This is a genomic window from Streptomyces sp. NBC_01320 (genome assembly GCF_035974375.1).
Taxonomy (GTDB): domain Bacteria; phylum Actinomycetota; class Actinomycetes; order Streptomycetales; family Streptomycetaceae; genus Streptomyces; species Streptomyces yanii.
The window spans coordinates 7162485-7180785 of record NZ_CP108390.1 but is presented as its reverse complement, the minus strand read 5'-3'; the positions used below and the strand labels follow the sequence as shown (position 1 = coordinate 7180785).

17 protein-coding genes are annotated in these 18301 nt (G+C 69.4%); 10 read left to right on the top strand and 7 right to left on the bottom strand.

The genetic code is table 11. The features are described from left to right. Positions 1–8 precede the first annotated feature (8 nt). Positions 9–314, bottom strand: coding sequence for an ATP-dependent Clp protease adapter ClpS (gene clpS / locus OG395_RS32635; protein WP_018555894.1), 306 nt, complete (start codon positions 312–314; stop codon positions 9–11). An 86-nt stretch (positions 315–400) separates the two neighbouring features. Between clpS and OG395_RS32630 the strand changes: the two genes are divergently transcribed. Together OG395_RS32630 and OG395_RS32625 are read left to right on the top strand one after the other, a co-directional pair. Continuing rightward, positions 401–1729, top strand: a complete 1329-nt coding sequence (locus tag OG395_RS32630; RefSeq protein ID WP_327246113.1) for a nicotinate phosphoribosyltransferase — start codon at positions 401–403, stop codon at positions 1727–1729. Positions 1730–1882: 153 nt separating this feature from the next. After that, the gene (locus OG395_RS32625; protein ID WP_327246112.1) at positions 1883–2467 is read left to right on the top strand and encodes an isochorismatase family protein; all 585 of its coding nucleotides are present in this window, start codon (positions 1883–1885) and stop codon (positions 2465–2467) included. Positions 2468–2541: 74 nt separating this feature from the next. Here OG395_RS32625 and OG395_RS32620 read toward each other — a convergent pair whose 3' ends face one another. Then, positions 2542–2874, bottom strand: a complete 333-nt coding sequence (locus OG395_RS32620; protein WP_326792343.1) for a hypothetical protein — start codon at positions 2872–2874, stop codon at positions 2542–2544. A 124-nt stretch (positions 2875–2998) separates the two neighbouring features. Further along, the gene (locus OG395_RS32615) at positions 2999–5398 is read right to left on the bottom strand and encodes an immune inhibitor A domain-containing protein (RefSeq protein ID WP_327246111.1); all 2400 of its coding nucleotides are present in this window, start codon (positions 5396–5398) and stop codon (positions 2999–3001) included. Positions 5399–5769: 371 nt separating this feature from the next. On the opposite strand from OG395_RS32615, the gene OG395_RS32610 reads away from it, so the two are divergent. Beyond that, complete coding sequence (locus OG395_RS32610; RefSeq protein ID WP_266985143.1) at positions 5770–6120, top strand: hypothetical protein; 351 nt, start codon at positions 5770–5772, stop codon at positions 6118–6120. Positions 6121–6169: 49 nt separating this feature from the next. Here the strand turns inward: OG395_RS32610 and OG395_RS32605 are convergent, their stop codons facing one another. Next, on the bottom strand, positions 6170–6841 hold the full coding sequence (locus tag OG395_RS32605) for an RDD family protein (RefSeq protein ID WP_327246110.1): 672 nt from the start codon (positions 6839–6841) through the stop codon (positions 6170–6172). 137 nt (positions 6842–6978) lie between these two features. After that, positions 6979–8565, bottom strand: a complete 1587-nt coding sequence (locus OG395_RS32600; protein WP_327246109.1) for an RDD family protein — start codon at positions 8563–8565, stop codon at positions 6979–6981. 211 nt (positions 8566–8776) lie between these two features. Here OG395_RS32600 and OG395_RS32595 point away from each other — a divergent pair, with 211 nt between their 5' ends. Further along, on the top strand, positions 8777–9253 hold the full coding sequence (locus OG395_RS32595) for an SsgA family sporulation/cell division regulator (RefSeq protein ID WP_327246108.1): 477 nt from the start codon (positions 8777–8779) through the stop codon (positions 9251–9253). A gap of 20 nt (positions 9254–9273) precedes the next feature. Here OG395_RS32595 and OG395_RS32590 read toward each other — a convergent pair whose 3' ends face one another. Beyond that, complete coding sequence (locus OG395_RS32590) at positions 9274–10641, bottom strand: FAD-binding oxidoreductase (RefSeq protein ID WP_327246107.1); 1368 nt, start codon at positions 10639–10641, stop codon at positions 9274–9276. Between the two features lie 97 nt (positions 10642–10738). On the opposite strand from OG395_RS32590, the gene OG395_RS32585 reads away from it, so the two are divergent. Next, positions 10739–12424 (top strand): tetratricopeptide repeat protein, encoded by a 1686-nt coding sequence (locus tag OG395_RS32585; protein WP_327246106.1) that lies wholly within the window; start codon positions 10739–10741, stop codon positions 12422–12424. A gap of 327 nt (positions 12425–12751) precedes the next feature. Here the strand turns inward: OG395_RS32585 and hppD are convergent, their stop codons facing one another. Next, positions 12752–13897, bottom strand: coding sequence for a 4-hydroxyphenylpyruvate dioxygenase (gene hppD, locus OG395_RS32580; RefSeq protein ID WP_266985131.1), 1146 nt, complete (start codon positions 13895–13897; stop codon positions 12752–12754). 122 nt (positions 13898–14019) lie between these two features. On the opposite strand from hppD, the gene OG395_RS32575 reads away from it, so the two are divergent. Genes OG395_RS32575 through OG395_RS32555 form a run of 5 tightly spaced genes read left to right on the top strand, consistent with a single transcriptional unit; the run spans position 14020 to position 18287 of the window. Then, positions 14020–14493: an Lrp/AsnC family transcriptional regulator gene (locus tag OG395_RS32575; RefSeq protein ID WP_266985129.1), complete on the top strand. Its 474-nt coding sequence runs from the start codon at positions 14020–14022 to the stop codon at positions 14491–14493. Between the two features lie 15 nt (positions 14494–14508). Further along, a complete protein-coding gene (locus tag OG395_RS32570) occupies positions 14509–15156 on the top strand; it encodes an ABC transporter permease (protein ID WP_327246105.1) in 648 nt (215 codons plus the stop codon). Next, positions 15149–16405 (top strand): ABC transporter ATP-binding protein, encoded by a 1257-nt coding sequence (locus OG395_RS32565; protein WP_327246104.1) that lies wholly within the window; start codon positions 15149–15151, stop codon positions 16403–16405. Before OG395_RS32570 ends, OG395_RS32565 begins: the two co-directional genes overlap by 8 nt. Before the next feature lie 11 nt (positions 16406–16416). Further along, the gene (locus OG395_RS32560) at positions 16417–17289 is read left to right on the top strand and encodes an ABC transporter permease (protein WP_327249528.1); all 873 of its coding nucleotides are present in this window, start codon (positions 16417–16419) and stop codon (positions 17287–17289) included. Between the two features lie 56 nt (positions 17290–17345). Further along, the gene (locus tag OG395_RS32555) at positions 17346–18287 is read left to right on the top strand and encodes a glycine betaine ABC transporter substrate-binding protein (protein ID WP_327249527.1); all 942 of its coding nucleotides are present in this window, start codon (positions 17346–17348) and stop codon (positions 18285–18287) included. Positions 18288–18301: the final 14 nt, after the last annotated feature.

Below are 18301 nucleotides of genomic sequence, written 5' to 3'. Positions count from 1 at the left end.
AGTGGCGGCTAGTTCCGGTCCTGGGTCAGGGTGGCCCAGAGCCCATAACCGTGCATGGCCTGGACGTCGCGCTCCATCTCCTCGCGGCTGCCGCTGGAGACGACGGCGCGGCCCTTCTGATGGACGTCGAGCATCAGCTTGTGGGCCTTGTCCTTGGAGTAGCCGAAGTAGGCCTGGAAGACATAGGTCACGTAGCTCATGAGGTTGACCGGGTCGTTGTGGACCAGCGTCACCCAGGGCACGTCGGGTTCGGGAACGACGAGGTTCTCCTCGGCCGATTCGGGACGCTCGATCTCTACAGGGGCGACACTCACCTACCCCATGCTGCCACCCGGGAGGGGGCATCGCACAAACGGCTTAGATCTCGTCACTCTGACGAAATAGGGGTAGCATCCGAGCCATGAACTCTGCGGACCTTGGGCGACGGGTCGGTGTGCCGTCGACAGCGCTCTTCACCGACCAGTACGAGCTCACGATGGTGCAGGCGGCGCTGAAGGCGGGCACCGCCGACCGTCGCTCGGTCTTCGAGGCGTTCACCCGCCGACTGCCCGAGGGGCGGCGCTACGGCGTCGTCGCGGGCATCGGACGCGTCCTGGACGCAGTGGAGAACTTCCACTTCGACGACGAGATGCTCACCTTCCTGCGCGACCAGAACATCGTCGACGGGCCGACGCTCGCCTGGCTGGCGGACTACCGCTTCAGCGGCGACATCTGGGGCTACCCGGAGGGCGAGGTGTACTTTCCGGGCTCGCCGATCCTGCGGGTCGAGGGATCCTTCGCCGAATGCGTGCTGCTGGAGACGGTGATCCTGTCGATCCTCAACCACGACTCCGCAGTCGCCGCGGCGGCGTCCCGGATGTCCGCGGCGGCGGGTGATCGCAGGCTGATCGAAATGGGTGCACGACGCACCCATGAACTGTCCGCGGTGGCGTCGTCGCGGGCCGCGTACATCGGCGGCTTCGACACGACATCCGATCTGGCGGCCGGATTCCGCTACAACATCCCGACGGTCGGGACGAGCGCGCACGCGTTCACGCTGCTGCACGACAACGAGCGCGACGCGTTCCGGGCGCAGGTCGACTCGCTGGGCCGGAAGACGACGCTGCTGGTCGACACGTACGACGTCGCCGAGGCGGTCCGTACGGCGGTCGAGGTCGCCGGGACCGAGCTGGGGGCCGTACGGATCGACTCCGGGGACCTGCTGCTCCTCGCGCACCGGGTACGGCAGCAGCTGGACGAGCTGGGCGCCACCGAGACGAAGATCGTGGTGACGTCGGACCTGGACGAGTACGCGATCGCCTCGCTGGCCGCGGCACCGGTCGACGCGTACGGCGTGGGCACGCAGCTGGTCACCGGCAGCGGGCAGCCGACCTGCTCCATGGTCTACAAGCTGGTCGCCCGGGCGACCTCCGCTGATCCCGCGGAACCGCTGCGGCCGGTTGCCAAGAAGTCGCTGGGGGGGAAGTCCTCGGTGGGCGGTCGCAAGTGGGCCGCACGGCGGCTGGACGAGAACGGAGTGGCCGAGGCCGAGGTGGTCGGCACCGGTCCGGTGCCCGACGGGCTGGCCGACCGGCAGCTGCTGGTCGAGCTGGTCAGGGGTGGTGAGGTGGTCGCGCGCGAGCCGCTGGACGCGGCGCGGGAGCGGCATATAGCGGCGCGACGGGGGCTGCCGATGTCGGCGGTGCAGCTGTCCAAGGGGGAGCCGGTGATTCCGACGGAGTTCGTGTGAACGTGCCGCGGCAGGGAAGGGGACGGTCGCCGGTAGCAGCCATACGCCCCCTCCCGCAAGGCGGTCTTTGTCTCTAGGCTCGATTTGCAGCCCCCCGAACTTCACCGTTCCGCTCTCCTCCCCCGCTTCTCTCCCCATCGAAGGACACCCGCCATGCACCGCGCGTTGATCGTCGTGGACGTTCAGAACGACTTCTGCGAGGGCGGCAGCCTCGCGGTGACGGGTGGCGCGGATGTCGCCGCCGCCATCACCGACCTGATCGGTGAGGCCCAGGCCGGATACCGCCATGTGGTCGCCACCCGTGACCACCATGTCGACCCGGGCAACCACTTCTCCGCACAGCCCGACTTCGAGCACTCCTGGCCTGCGCACTGTGTCGCCGGCACGGAGGGGGTGGGCTTCCACCCCAATTTCGCCCCGGCGGTCGCTTCCGGTGCGATCGATGCGGTGTTCGACAAGGGGGCGTACGCGGCGGCGTACAGCGGCTTCGAGGGGATCGACGAGAACGGGGTGGGGCTCGCGCAGTGGCTGCGGGACCGGAGGGTCACCGAGGTCGACGTCGTCGGCATCGCCACGGATCACTGCGTGCGGGCGACGGCGCTGGATGCGGTCCGGGAAGGCTTCGCGACGCATGTGCTGCTGGACCTGACCGCGGGGGTCTCCGCCGCGACCACGGGGCGGGCGCTGGAGGAGCTCCAGGAGGCCGGGGTGGAGCTCTCCGGCAAGCCGATGGTGTAACGGGCCTGGGGCAAAGGCGGTTGCCGGAGGCGTCCGGCAGCCGCCTTTGCCCCACGGGCGGGACGCGGGTGCGCTCAGGACTGGTGGGCCGGTACCCGTGGGTGCAGGAGTGCCCGGATGGGGTGCCAGAGTTCCTGGGCGTTCTCCGGTCTCGCTCGCCAGAGCAGGCCGTCCGGGTGGTGCAGCACCGCCGTGATCTCGTCGGGCGTGGGCGGTTCCGCGTTGCCGCGGAGGTAGACCGCCCGGAGGCCCAGATTGCGCAGGCGGGTCAGTGCGCGAGCCCGGTTCGCCGCGTGCACCAGGACCCGGACCGGGGTTCCCGGGCCCGTCCCGTCCGCCGGGCCGTTCAGGGTGATCGCGACCACCACACTGCCGTTCGGCAACTTGCTGAATCCTCCGCCTGCCATGCTCCGCGCTCCCCCGTGAGACATCGTGTCAATAAGAACCCGAACAAGAGGCACCTAAACACGATCGGCCGCCGCCCGCTAGAGGGCGACGGCCGATCATGCTTTGACCTGCGGTGATGTGGAATTACTTGTGCGAAGCGCCCACCTTGACCGTGATCGTCGAACCGCTGAGCGGCTCGCTGACGATCGTGATCCGGGTGTTGGTGTCAGCGACCTTCACGCTTCCTGTCTTGTTCTCCGCGTACCAGTAGGTGCCCTTGTGGTCGTCGAAGACCGGGACGCCCGGCTGGGACTTGATCTTGACCGCCACGTCGGCCTTGTGCAGCGTGAAGCCGTCGGTCGGCCGCCAGCTGAACGGCGCGTCGAAGGGCTGGATCTTGTTGCGGATGACGGTGCCGTCAGCCCACTTCAGCGGCTTGGCGTGCGCGTCGATCGGCAGGATCAGACCCTGGCCCGGGTGGGCGGAGACGTTGTTGTCCTTCTGGGACTGGTCCCAGAGCCAGATCAGCAGACCGTTCTGGTACGGGTAGTGCTCGACCCAGTCCGGACGGGTCGTGGAGAAGCCGAAGTTGTACGGGCCGACCTTGAGGGTCTTGTCGTACGAGACGTACTGGCGGTTCTCCGCGATGTAGTACTGCGGGTAGTCCTTGGTGAACGACGCGCCGACCCGCGAGAAGCCCTTGGCGGTCCAGCCGTTGTCGTCGCCCTCGGCGTTGTCCGAGAAGAGGACGGCGCCGTCGGCGTTGACCGCGATGGTGTCGGCCGCGAAGCCCACGCCGCCCGCGCCGCCGTCGGTGGTGTAACGGAAGCGGATGTCGATCTTCTTGCCCGCGTAGGCGTCCAGCGAGTACGACAGCTTCTGGTACTTGCCGGAGACGTCGGTCAGGGCCGGCTTGTCACTGGCGTCGCGCGGGATGGCCCGGCCGTCGGCCGTGCCGTCGATCGCGGTCCAGCTGGCCCCGCCGTTCTCCGACACCTCGGTGTAGAGGTAGTCGTAGTCCTTCTCGATGTCCCACCAGCCCGAAAGGTCCAGGGACGCCTTGGACTTGCCGGTCAGGTCGACCGAGCGGGACAGGGTGTTGTTGAGGTCGTCACCCATGTCGCTCCACCACTGCTTGGCGCCCTCCGCGGGCGTCGTGACATTGGTGGTGACGGCCTTGTCCGGCAGCGAGACGACGAGCGCCTGCTTGTCCTTGGTGTTGTACTCCGAGACACCCAGCTTGTGGACCGAGTTCGTCGCGGCCTTGGCCGAGGCGTAGTTGAGCCAGCCCAGCTGCAGCTTGTCCCAGGCGGTCATGTCGCCGGGCAGGTCACCGATGGCGTTCTTGCCGGTGCCGAGCCAGGAGCCGGCCGACATCAGGGACCAGAAACCGACCGAGTTCTCGGCGGTGTTGGTGGTGTCGTAGAGGTCCGGCAGACCGAGGTCGTGACCGTACTCGTGGGCGAAGACGCCCAGGCCGCCGTTCTCGGGCTGCGCGGTGTAGTCGCCGACCCAGATGCCGGTGTCACCGATCTGGGTACCGCCGGCCTTGTTGTCGGCCGGGCCGGTCGCACCGGCGTTGGTGCCGTACGCGTACCAGCGGTGCGCCCAGATGGCGTTCGGACCCTCGACGCCGCCGCCCGCGGACTCGTCCTCACCGGCGTGCACGATCTGGAAGTGGTCGATGTAGCCGTCGGGCTCGTTGAAGTTGCCGTCGTTGTCGTAGTCGTAGCGGTCCCACTGGTCGTACTTCGCCAGGTCCGCCTTGATCTGCTCCGGCGTGCGGCCCTTGGCCTTCTGGTCGGCCGCCCAGGCGTTCACGCCGTCCCTGATCATGTCCCAGGAGTTGGCGCAGTTGGACGAGCCGCAGTAGTTGGAGCCGTAACGGGCCTCGTTGTACGGGACCTTGACCCAGTCGGAGACCTCGCCGTCGACCGAGTAGCGCCCGGAGGACGTCTTCTCGTAGTACGTCTTCAGCGAGTTCTTGCCGGCGCCCTCACCGAAGTAGAGGTCCTGGAAGTGGGCCTGGTTGTAGTCGGCCTGCCAGGCGGTGCTGTTGTCCTTCGCCGGGTCCGGCTTGGCTATCTTGTTGTGCAGCGGTCCGGGCGTGCCGCCGTACTTCTTGACGGGCGGCTTGGGCCCGTCGCCGTCCGGGTCGAACATGGTCGTGTCGTCGACCTTGTCGCCGAACTCCACCAGGACTGTGAAGATCTTGTCCGTCTTCTCCCGGCCGAGCTCGACGTACTTCTTGTCGTCGAGCTTGACGACGTTGGAGCCGTCGCGCTTCGACACCTTCTTGTCGCCGGATATGACCTGCTCCAGGGCGGCCTGACGCTGTGCGTCCTGCTGCTCGCTGAAGGGGCCCTTCAGGTTGTGCGCGTTGCCCTCGGCCGACCCCGGGTCGCGGCGGTCGATGCTGGATGCGCTGGCGCCTGACGCCTTGTCATCGGCCTGTGCGGTGGCGAAGGCCGACGCCGTGGCAGCGGTGGCGGCCATGGCCACGACAACCGCCGCGGCGCGGAGCGTCCGTCTCTTAGTGGTCACTTGATGCAGTCCTCCCCGGCGCCCGCGGCTGCGGCCTGGGGGTGATGAAGAGGCCGCGCGCGGATACGCGTCACAAGTGACGACATTCGACCGGAGTTACGGGAGAAAAGACAGACCTTGACTTGAACTGACCAAGTGCATTATGTGGGAGTGCAGTTCCGTTATACGGACGTTCACCGAACCGGCACCCGGCGCGCCAATGCCCCCCTTTGGCGCGCTGGATGACTCAGTGCGCCCCCCGTGCACCGGCACCGTGGGTTAGGCCACGCTTACTACCGTTTCCTCCAGGGCATCCACCGTCGTAGAGTCGCTTGACAGTGCGACCGCGTTGAGAGACTGCCCCTTCCGATGCCCCGAGGACGGATACCGCCATGCCGCGTCCCACTGCTGCACAGCTCTCCTACGGATCGGTCACCGTCGTCTTCTCGACGCTCGCCATGCTCCTGCTGTCCCGCACGAGTTCGGGCGTCGGCATCGCCGTCATCGGCACGGCGGGGCTGGCGCTCGGTCTGCTGGTGGCCGTCACCGTACCCCTGCCGCTGCGGATGAAAACAGGGAAAGCGGCGAAGACGGCAAAGACGGCGACCGCGGTTCGTACGAACCACGGCGCCGTCTCCACCGTCGGCGCAGCCGAGGACATCCCGCTCGACGACGTCCAGCCGGCCAGGATCCCGGCCGCCCGCGCCGCCGAGCGCGTGGGTGAGCACTCCCTGCGCCACTGATCGGGCAACCGGCGGCCTGCCGCTCGGGCGGACCGTCTGCGTACGTCGGCTATGCGGTCGAGACCACCACCGTCTTGGCCGCCTTGTCCTGCAGCCCCTGCCGGTACGGCTTGTCCGTGAACATCAGCACGATGTTGATCAGCCACCACAGGCACGGGCAGCACAGCAGCGCCGGCAGCCACAGCACCACGGCCCGCAGGAACGACGCACTGGTGTCCGGCACCCGGCCGTCATTGAGCATCGCGACCCGCAGCTTCAGCAGCCGCTTGCCGATGGTGCGGCCGTCCTTGTGCGTGAAGTACGTGTCGTACGCCACGTAGGCCACGAGCCCGATCAGCGACCAGAGCAACTGATGGCCGCTGTAGGTCTGATTGAAGACGTTACTGACGCTGCCGTTGTTGCCGTTGTTGTTGTTCGACGACACCTCGACCGCGCCTCCGAACGGCAGCGAGATCAGATACAGCGGGATCGAGATGATCAGGAAGTCGATCAGCCGGGCCAGAATCCGCTTGCCGGGCTCGCCGAGCGGCGGCATGCCCGCCAGCGGGTCCGTGCCGCCGTACGGGCCGCCGCCGTAGGCACCGGGCTCGTACGGCGGAGGAGGCGGCGGCGGCGCGCTGTCGTAGGGCGAACCCGACGACGGCGGCTGAGGCTCCCGTGGCTTCTTGAGGAACGGGTCGTCCCCGGGAGGCTGGCCGGACGTCGGCTGATCGTTGCTCATGGGGGCAGTGCACCCCGGCCCACGGGCGCCCGCAACGGCTCAGGTGCGTTCGGGGGAACGGGGCACGGAGCAGTCGCCCCTCACCCGATGAGCCGTCAGCCGCGAGGGCCGCCCGCGCGGATTCGTCGTGCTCGTCGTCAGCCCGCCACGAACGTGTGTGCCGCCTTGTCGTGCCAGCACTGCCGCCACGGGCGGTCGAACAGACACCACAGGACATTGACCACACCGATGACCAGAAGACCGAGCACTCCGTAGACCAGCCAGCGGCGGAGCGCGGCACCGAAGGAGGGCGCCCCGTGGGACTCGATGTCCCGTACCTCCAGCCCGCAGAGCTTCTTGCCGAGCGTACGGCCCCACTTCGCGGTCGGCAGGGCCTCCAACAGCACGCCGAGCACCAGGAACGCACCGAGCACCCCGCCGAACAGCCCGGCCGTGGTGGAGTCCACCAGCCAGACGGTGACCGTCTGGCCGGACAGCTTCGCCGCGTCGATCTTGTCGCCGATGTGGTCCATCGCCCGCGAGACGAGCGGGAACCCGATCGCGCCGACGAGCGCGCCCAGCACGACCGTGTCGACGAGCCGGGCGGCGAACCGCTTGCCGAGCCCGGCGGGGCGGGCGGCCGCCTGCGCCTGTGCGAGCTGCTGGAAGTGGTCGTTGACCGGGGGCTTCCAGGGCACGACCGGGCCGTCCGGCTGAGCCGGCTGCGCACCGACACGCTGCTGGGATTGCACGGCCTGCTGGGACTGCTGGGGCGGGAATTGCTGCTGTTGCGGGAGCTGGGGCTGCCGGTGGGCGGCCTGCTGGGGCGCGGCGAGCTGGTGGGCCTGCTGCGCCCAGGAGGCGGCTCCGCCGCCGGGGCCGGGGGTGAGCGGATTGGCCGGGGCGGGCGCGGGCGCCGGGGCCGGGACGGCGGCCTGAGCGGGCGTGGGAGCCGGAGCAGGTGCCGCTGCGGAGGGCTGCGGGGCGCCGGCGCCGGGGGGAACCGCGCGGATCGCCATGGTCCCGCCGGCCGGTTCCTGTTCCGCGTTGCGGGGACGGGGCGACCGGCCCCCCTGTCCCACGGGGCGGGTCGTGACCGTACCGTCGGCGGGCGGACGTCCCGCCTCACCGCTGCCGCCCCCGGGCTCGACCGGTCGGTCGGCCCGGATCGCGACCGTTCGCTCGGGGACCTGGCTGTTGCCGCCCCGCATGCCCGGCAGCGCACCACCCGTGGGGTCCTGCGGCGCGGGCAGGCGCGGGTCCGCGGGGGCCCGGTCGGCGGGAGCCTCGCTTCCCGGTGCCCGGTCCTCAGGGACCCGGCCCGCTGCTCCGGCCCCGTCCGGCTGCCCCGTACCGCCTGTGTCGCCCCAGGACACCCGCCGGTCGCGTTCCCCGCCGAAGCCGGTCTGCCGGGAGGCGTCGGCCTGCCAGGCGGACGAGGGTTCGGGTCGGTCGCTGTCGTACGGCTCCTCGTCGAGGAAGACCGGACCGGTTTCGTCCACCGGCGCGTAGGTCGGACCGGACGCCTGGGCGGACATCGGTGCCGAAGGTTGCGGCTGCGGTTCGGGCGTTGCCCCCTCGGAGGGCGTCGCGGCCATCGATTCGCCCTGCTGGGGCGCAGGACGGCTCGTACCGGGAACCCACGAAGCGCCGTTCCAGTACCGGACATATCCGGGAATGGACGGGTCGGGGTAGTACCCCTCGCGGGGCCTGTCGTCACCGGGTGCCGGGGTTGGGGCGCTCATCACCGTGGTCCCGTATCTCTTCGAAGCCTCAAGTCAACGGACCACATCTATCAGACAGCCGCGTACCCCCGGGCCGGTCCCGGCGTTTGGGGCACTTTCCGGTCACGGTGAAGTTCTTTCCGGAAGTCGCGTCATAGGAGGCGGGGAGGGCGCTCTCTCCATGTGTGGGCCGGTCAGGGGACCGGTCCACAGGCACCGAAAGGACGCACTCATGCACACCGTCGTGGAACGCGAACTGGAAGTCGAGCTGGTCCTGTCGCCGGAGCGGAGCATCCCCGTTCCGGCCCGGCTGACGTACCGCACGGAGGATCCGTACGCCGTGCACATCACCTTTCACATCGGCTCCGACTTCCCCGTGCACTGGACGTTCGCCCGCGATCTGCTGGTCGAGGGCGTGTTCCGGCCCTGCGGGCACGGGGACGTGCGGATCTGGCCGGACAGGATCGAGCGGCGCAACGTCCTCTGCATGGCGCTGAGTTCACCCGACGGCGATGCGCTGCTTGAGGCGCCGTCCTCCACCGTGGCCGCGTGGGTGGTGCGGACGCTGCGGCTGGTGCCGCCCGGCACCGAGACCGGGCGGCTCGGCATCGACGCCGCTCTGGCCGATCTGCTCGCGCCGTTGCCGGCCGACGACCTGTGGCTGAGCGACCCGTGGCCGTCGGACGAGTCGACGGACGGCGAGGGCTGATGCGCGGTCGACCGGCGCCGTCAGAAGACCTTGCCGGGATTGAGCAGCCCCAGCGGGTCGAACGCCGCCTTGATGCCCCGGTGCATCTCGACGCTCACCTCGCCGAGTTCGCGGGCCAGCCATTCCTTCTTCAGGACGCCGACGCCGTGTTCGCCGGTGATGGTGCCGCCGAGTTCGAGGCCCAGCGCCATGATCTCGTCGAAGGATTCACGGGCCCGGCGCGACTCGTCGGCGTCGGTGTGGTCGAAGCAGACGACGGGGTGGGTGTTGCCGTCGCCCGCGTGGGCGCAGACGCCGATGGTGAGGTCGTACTTCCGCGCGATGGCCGCCGTCCCCTCGATCATGGCGCCGAGTCTGGAGCGCGGTACGCACACGTCGTCGATCATCGTGGCCGACTTGACGGCCTCCAGGGCGGTCAGCGACATCCGTCGGGCCTGGAGGAGGAGTTCGGATTCGGCGGCGTCGGCCGCGGGGACCACTTCGGTGGCACCGGCGGTGGTACAGAGTTCGGCGACGGCGGCGAGGTCGGCGGTGGGGTCCGGGGTATCGAAGGCGGCCAGGAGCAGTGCCTCGGTGGAGTCGGGGAGACCCATGTGAGACATCGTGTTGACGGCGTGGACCGTTGTACGGTCCATCAGTTCGAGGAGTGACGGCGTGTGGCCGCGCTCCATGATCCGGCAGACGGCGTCGCAGGCGGCTGCCGCGGACGGGAACTCGGCGGCGAGGACGAGTTGCTGCGGCGGCTGCGGTTTCAGGGCGAGCACGGCGCGGACGACGATGCCGAGGCTGCCCTCGGAGCCGACGAAGAGCCGGGTGAGGTCGTATCCGGCGACGCCCTTCGCGGTCCGGCGGCCGGTCGTCAGGAGGCGCCCGTCGGCGAGGACGACCTCGAGGCCGAGTACGTACTCGGCGGTGACGCCGTACTTCACGCAGCACAGCCCGCCGGACGCGGTGCCGATGTTGCCGCCGATGGTGCACATTTCCCAGCTGGACGGGTCCGGCGGGTAGTACAGGCCGTGTTCGTTGACCGCACGGGACAGCACGGCGTTGATGACGCCCGGTTCGACGACGGCGATCCGGTCGACCGGGTTGATCTCCAGGATCCGGTCCATCTTCACCAGGGACAGCACGATGCAGCCGTCGGAGGCGTTGGCCGCGCCCGACAGGCCGGTACGGGCGCCCTGCGGGACGACCGGCACACGCAGCGCGGTCGCCGTGCGCATGACGTGCTGGACCTGCTCGACCGTGCGCGGCAGCACCACCACGGCCGGAGCGCCCGCGTCGCAGAAGCTCGCCATGTCGTGGGCGTACGAGGCCGTGACATCCGGATCGGTGATCAGGGCCTCGGCGGGAAGGCCCGCGCGCAGTCGTTCGAGAAGATCATCCATGATCCAAGCGTGACACCCGGGGCCAATGGTGTGAACCCGTCTGCGGCAGCGTTCGCACAACACGGTGTGATCTTCATACCGACGCAGAGTGATCGGCATGGATGTCATGCCGCAGCAGCCTCCGGAGTCCCCCCAGTCGGATCACGCGCCCCCTTCATCCGATCCGGACGATTCCCCACCGCAGACGTCGTCGCTCCCCGGCTCCGAACCACCGCCCGCCCCGGACCCCGAGGCGTCGGCCGATCCCCCGCCGGTCTCGCTGCGTACGACACTGCGTCGGGCCGCGGTCGGTGCGGTGGCGGCTGCCGTGCTGGTCACGGGTGCGGTCGTGTCCGTACCGGACGACGAGAAGAAGGTCGCGCCGCCGCCTGCGCCGGGACCGGTCATGCGCGCCCTGACGGCGACCAACGCGGGCGCCCCCGCCTCCCTCGCCGACCTGACGGCGCTGATCGGGGACCGGCAGAGCTGGGTGGGCACGCATCCGTCCGACGCGCGATCGTGGGCGGTGCTCGGATCGGCGTACGTGGAGTGGGGGCGGCGTTCCGCGGACGTGGCGTACTACGGGCGGGCCGAGCGGGCACTGAGGCGCTCGCTGGACGTACAGCCGGGTGCCCGGGGGAACACCGCGGCCTGGGTGGGGCTGGCGGCGCTCGCCAATGCGCGGCACGACTTCGTCACGGCGAAGAAGTGGGGCGAGACGGTACGGGCCCGGCGGCCGAAGGACTGGACGGCGTACCCGGTCCTGATCGACGCGTACAACGGACTCGGCCAGTACACGGCGGCCGGCCGGGCGGTGGAGAGCTTCACGGCGCTCCGCTCGGGCGTACCGGCGCTCTCGTGGACGGCGCAGTGGTACCGGAACGAGGGCCGGCGCGAGGATGCCCTGGCGATCGCGCAGGATGCGGCGAACCGGGCCACCACCCCCGCCGAGAAGACGGACTGCCTGTTCCGGCTGGGCGAACTGGCCTGGGAGCGGGGCGAACCCGAGGAGGCGGTGACGCAGTACAACGCGGCCCTGCGGACGGATCGCGCCCACCCTCCGTCGCTCGCGGGCCGGGCGCGGGCGCTGGCGGCCCTGGGCCGTACGGACGAGGCGCAGCGCGACTACCGGGCGGCGCTGTCCCGGCGCCCGAGCCCCGCATACATGCTGGAACTCGGTGAGTTGTACGAGTCGCTGGGGCTCGACGACGACTCCCGGGGCCAGTACACGAAGCTCCGCGGAACCCTGGCCCAGGAGAGCGGCCACGGGGTCGACGAGTCCCTGCTCCTCGGCCGCTTCGAGGCCGACCACGGTGATGCGTCGCGGGCGGTGGGGCTGCTGCGGGCGGAGTGGGACCGACAGCACCACAGCGCGGCAGTGGCGGACGCGCTGGGCTGGGCGCTGTACCGATCGGGCGACTCGCAGAGTGCGCTGACATACGCGCGGCAGGCGGCGGACACAGGTGGTGGGACGGCCCTGTACGCGTACCACCTGGGCATGATCGAACAAAGGCTCGGGAACCACGGCCCGGCCCGCCGCCACCTGGAGGAGGCGCTGCGCACGAACCCCCACTTCAGCCCGCTGGACGCCCCATCGGCCCAGGAGTCCCTGGATCGGCTGGGCCCGCAGGAGGTGCCCCCGGCCCCCGAACCGACGCCTTCCCCGAAACCCCCTCAGCAGTCCCAGGAACCGTCCGAGGCCCCGCCCGCGCAGCAGGGCGCCCCGACGGCGGCACCGGCCGGAACGACGGGGACCACGGACACTCCCACGCCCCCGGCCTCGTCTGCGCCGGGCAGCCGCTGACGGGGGCGCGGCGGATCTTCGCGTGGGTTCGGCGCCGGTTCGATCGCCGGACGGCCCGGATCCCGCGCGTCCGGCCGGCGTCGCCGGGATCGTCCTGCAGCCGGATCCACGGTCTCCCCGGCCCGAGGTCGGCGGCCAGGAGCTTCGGTGCCGCGTTCGGTGCCGCCGCACCGACGGCGGCGGCGGGGGGCGAGACCTGCGAGTGGTGCGCCCGTTGCCACGAGGGCGGTGCAGACGGACAAGGCGGGGGTACGAGAGGCGGGGGTACGAGAGGCGGGGACTCCGGATCCGTCGGAAACCCCGCCTCCATGGAGGAGCCGCCTGGGCTCAGAGGTTGCCGCGCTTCTCCTGCTCGCGCTCGATCGCCTCGAACAGGGCCTTGAAGTTGCCCTTGCCGAAGCCCATCGAGCCGTGGCGTTCGATCATCTCGAAGAAGACCGTCGGGCGGTCCTGGACCGGCTTGGTGAAGATCTGCAGCAGGTATCCGTCCTCGTCGCGGTCGACGAGGATCTTCAGCTCGCGCAGCGTCTCGACCGGCACGCGGGTCTCGCCCGCCCATTCGCCGAGGGTGTCGTAGTACGAGTCGGGGGTGTCCAGGAACTGGACGCCGGCCGCGCGCATCGCGCGGACCGACGCGACGATGTCGTTGGTGGCGAGGGCGATGTGCTGGACGCCCGCGCCGCCGTAGAACTCCAGGTACTCGTCGATCTGCGACTTCTTCTTCGCGATCGCCGGTTCGTTGATCGGGAACTTCACCTTCAGGGTGCCGTCGGCGACGACCTTCGACATGAGGGCGGAGTACTCGGTGGCGATGTCGTCGCCCACGAACTCCTTCATGTTGGTGAAGCCCATGACCTTGTTGTAGAAGCCGACCCACTCGTTCATCCGGCCCAGTTCCACATTGCCGACGCAGTGGTCGATGGCCTGGAAGGTGCGCTTGGCGGGCGGTTCGACGATCGGGGCCACGGCCACGAAGCCGGGGAGGTACGGGCCGTCGTAGCCGGAACGCTCGACGAGGGTGTGGCGGGTCTGGCCGTACGTGGCGATCGCGGCGAGCACCACCGTGCCGTGCTCGTCCTTGACCTCGTGCGGCTCGGTGAGGCCCAGGGCGCCGTGCTCGACGGCGTACGCGTACGCCGCCCGTGCGTCCGGGACCTCGATGGCCAGGTCGACCACGCCGTCGCCGTGCTCGGCCACGTGGTCGGCCAGGAAGCGGCCGTGGTCGGTGGATGCCTTGATGACGGAGGTGAGGACAAAGCGTGCCGAACCGTTGGTCAGCACATAACTGGCGGTCTCGCGGCTGCCGTTCTCCGGTCCGGAGTAGGCGACGAGCTTCATGCCGAAGGCGGTCGAGTAGTAGTGCGCGGCCTGCTTGGCATTGCCCACGGCGAAGACGACCGCGTCCATTCCCTTGACCGGGAAGGGGTCGGCCTGCCGGACGGTGTCAGGGGTGTTGTACAGCGTCTCAGTCATGAGGGAAGACTCTCCCCGCATCGCAAGGTGCGCAATAGTTCGCGTTTTTGCTGAGCAGCCTGTACACAGGTTTGCTTGGATGAGCAGACTATCTGTACATGGTGACCATGGGGAGACCGCGTATGGCGATCGATCATCTGGACGGGCGGCTCATCGTGCTGCTTGCGCGCGAGCCCCGGATCGGGGTGCTGGAAGCGTCGCGCCGGCTCGGGGTGGCCCGCGGCACCGCGCAGGCGCGCCTCGACCGGCTTCAGTCGAATGGAGTCATCCGCGGATTCGGCCCCGATGTCGATCCGGCGGCCCTCGGCTACCCCGTCACCGCCTTCGCCACCCTGGAGATCAAGCAGGGTCAAGGCGCCGATGTGCGGGCCCATTTGGACGGCGTCCCGGAAGTTCTGGAGCTGCACACCACCACCGGGCACGGCGACATGCTGTGCCGGCTCGTCGCCCGGTCCAACGCCGACCTTCAGCGGGTGATCGACCGGGTTGTCGGTTTTGATGGCATTGTCCGGGCCTCCACGGCGATCGTCATGGAGAACCCGGTGCCTCTGCGCATCATCCCGCTCGTCGAGCAGGCCGCGGAGGACAGCGACTGAGCCGAGGAGTGACGTGTGAGCTTCTGGGAGTATCTGGGCAATCGGCACCAGCAGCTGCTCACCGACGCGTACCAGCACGTCAGCGCCGTGTTCCAGTGCATGGTCATCGCCACCGCGCTCGGCATCCTGATCGGGATCGTCACCTATCGCAGCAACTGGGGCGGTTCGCTGGCCATCACCACCACGGCCACCATCCTCACCATCCCGTCCCTCGCCGCGATCGGTCTGCTGATCCCGCTGGTCGGGCTCGGCGTCCCGCCCACCGTGATCACTCTGACGATGTACGGGCTCCTGCCGGTCGTCCGCAACTCCATCGTCGGGCTGCGCGGCGTCGATCCGTCCCTCGTCGACGCGGCGAAGGGCATCGGGATGTCACGGATCGCCCGGCTCTGCAGGGTCGAGCTGCCACTCGCCTGGCCGCCGATCCTCACCGGCATCCGCGTCTCCACGCAGATGCTGATGGGCATCGCCGCCATTGCCGCGTACGCCTCCGGCCCCGGACTCGGCAACGAGATCTTCCGCGGCATCGCCTCACTGGGCAGCGCCAACGCGCTCAATCAGGTTCTCGCGGGCACGCTCGGCATCGTCATCCTCGCTCTGCTCTTCGACGCCGCGTACGTCCTGCTCGGGCGGCTGACCATTCCCAGGGGGATCCGTGCCTGAGACCGACACCGGGGCAGCCGGGACACCCACCGTCACCTCCGGTGCCACCATCCAGCTGGAGGACCTGACCAAGCTCTACCCGGGCAATCCGAGCCCGGCCGTGGACAACGTCTCGATGGACATCAAGGCCGGCGAGACGGTGATCTTCGTCGGGCCGTCCGGCTGCGGGAAGTCCACCACCCTGAAGATGATCAACCGGCTGATCGAGCCGACGTCCGGCCGGATCAGGATCAACGACGAGGATGTCACCGGCATCGACCCGGTGAAGCTGCGCCGCAAGGTCGGGTACGCGATCCAGTCGTCCGGGCTGTTCCCGCACATGACGGTCGCCGAGAACATCGCCCTCGTACCGAAGATGGTCGGCTGGTCGAAGTCGAAGGTGAAGGACCGGGTCGAGGAGATGCTCGATCTGGTCGGTCTCGACCCGAGGGAGTTCCACGGGCGCTATCCGCGGCAGCTGTCCGGCGGTCAGCAGCAGCGGGTGGGCGTGGCGCGGGCACTGGCTGCCGACCCGCCGGTGCTGCTGATGGACGAGCCGTTCGGCGCCGTCGACCCGATCACCCGCGACCACCTCCAGGACGAGCTGATCCGGCTGCAGCACGAGCTGCACAAGACGATCGTGTTCGTCACCCACGACTTCGACGAGGCGATCAAGCTGGGCGACCGGATCGCCGTGCTGCGGGAGCGATCGCACATCGCGCAGTTCGACACCCCGGAGGCGATCCTCACCAACCCGGCGGACGATTTCGTCTCCGGATTCGTCGGCGCGGGCGCGGCGCTGAAGCGGCTCAATCTGACCCGGGTACGGGATGTGGGGATCGCCGAGTTCCCCACGGTGACGGTCGACGACCCGCTCCAGTCGATCTTCAACAAGCTGCGCAGAGGCCCGCACAACGAGCTCCTGATGCTGGACCGCAGGAACCGCCCGTACAAGTGGCTGAGGCGCGGCGACCTGATGCGGGCCCGGGGCTCGCTGGCGCGCGCCGGGCAGCTGGTCCACGACACGGTGACCCTGGACGCCACACTGCACGACGCGCTGGAGGCCGTACTGCTCGACAGCGGAGGACGGGTCGCGGCGACGGGACGGCGCGGCGAGTTCATCGGGGTCGTCGACATGGAGACCCTGATGAACTCCGTTCATGAGCTCCTCGAGGCCGACCGGCTCACCGCCATCGAGCACCAGCACGATCTGGAGGAGCTGCGCGCCCATCAGACCGAGCAGGAGCTGGAGGGCGGTGGGGGCACATGAATCCCCATGACATGAATCCCCACCGGTCGGTGCCGCCGGGGCCCGGGGAACGCCCGTCGTCGTCCGCGCTGCCGGGCGAGGACGACGTCCAGGACGTCTTCCGCGACGAGGAGGAGGAACCCGTGCCGCCGCCCGCCGCGCCGCGGCGCCGGATCACCTGGCGCAAGCTGGTGCTGATGCCGGCCGCCCTGGCGGTCGTCCTCGCCCTCACCTATCTGTGGATCACCAACGTCCACCTCGACTCGATCGCGAAGAACTCGCTGACCGGCGGCAATGTGCAGCTGCGCTGGTGGCAGCACGTCAAACTGACCGCGATCTCCACCTTCTGGGTGCTGATCATCGCCATTCCGCTCGGGATCGCACTGACCCGGCGCAGGCTGCGCCGGGGCGCCCCGCTGGTCACGGTCCTCGCCAACGTCGGCCAGGCGACCCCGGCGATCGGCCTGCTGGCACTGCTGGTGATCTGGCTGGGCATCGGCCCGTCGACCGCGATCATCGGCATGGTGATCTACGCCGTTCTGCCGGTGTTCTCCAACACCGTGGCCGGTCTCAGGGCGATCGAGCCGAATCTGGTCGAGGCCTCGCGCGGCATCGGCATGTCGGCGATGGGGACGCTGACGAAGGTCGAACTGCCGCTCGCCGTCCCGCTGATCCTGGCGGGGGTACGGACGGCGCTGGTCCTCAATGTCGGCACGGCGACGCTGGCGACGTTCGTCGGGGGCGGCGGGCTGGGGGACCTGATCACGTCGGGCATCCAGACGCAGCGGATGCCGGTACTGGTGCTCGGTTCCGTGCTGACGGTGGTGCTGGCGCTGCTGGTGGACTGGCTGGCCTCCCTGGTCGAGGTGGCCTTGACGCCGCGCGGGCTGGAGGTGGGGGCGTGAGCACGGGGAAGGGAGCTGCACGAAGGCTCAGGGCGGCCGGTCTCCTCGGGACCCTGATGCTGCTCTGGGTGACGCTCGCCGGGTGCGGGCTGAAGAGCGGTTCGCCGATGGTCGACGACGTGGTGCCGGGCTCGGTCGGCCGGGGGCAGCCACTGGGCGGTGCCTCGCTGACCGTCACCTCGAAGAACTTCAGCGAGAACATCATCCTCGGCCAGATGATCGGCCTGGTGTTCAAGGCCGCCGGTGCCGAGGTCCTCGACCGGACGAACCTGCCGGGTTCGATCAGCGCGCGCGAGGCCATCATCAAGGGCGGCGCCGACGCGATGTACGAGTACACGGGCACCGCCTGGATCACGTACCTCGGCCATGCGAAACCGATCGCCGACCCGCTGAAGCAGTGGGAGGCGGTCCGGGACGAGGACCGGAAGAACGGGGTGACCTGGCTGCCGCAGTCCACCCTCAACAACACCTACGCGCTGGCCGTCAGCAAGAAGAACAACGCGGAGTACCACCTGAGGACGCTCTCCGACGTCGCCGCGCTGGCGAAGATGGACCCGGCGGCGGTGACGATCTGTGTGGAGAACGAGTTCGCCTCGCGCGACGACGGACTGCCGGGGATGGAGAAGGCCTACGGGATGTCGATCCCGGCCTCCAACATCAGGAAGATGGACGCCGGGATCATCTACACCCAGGTCTCGAAGTCCAACTCCTGCCTGCTGGGCGAGGTGTTCACCACGGACGGCCGGATCAAGGCGATGAACCTCGACGTCCTCGTGGACGACAAGCACTTCTTCCCCAACTACAACGCCGCGCCCGTCATCCACACCGCGACCTTCGACAAGTACCCGCAGATCGCCGATCTGTTGGACCCGGTCAGCAGGCGGCTGACGACCGAGGTCGCGCAGCAGCTGAACGCGAAGGTGGATGTGGACGGGGAGGACCCGCACGAGGTGGCGAAGGACTGGCTGATCGCGGAGGGGTTCATCAAGAAGGGGTAGCGGGCAACCGGGGC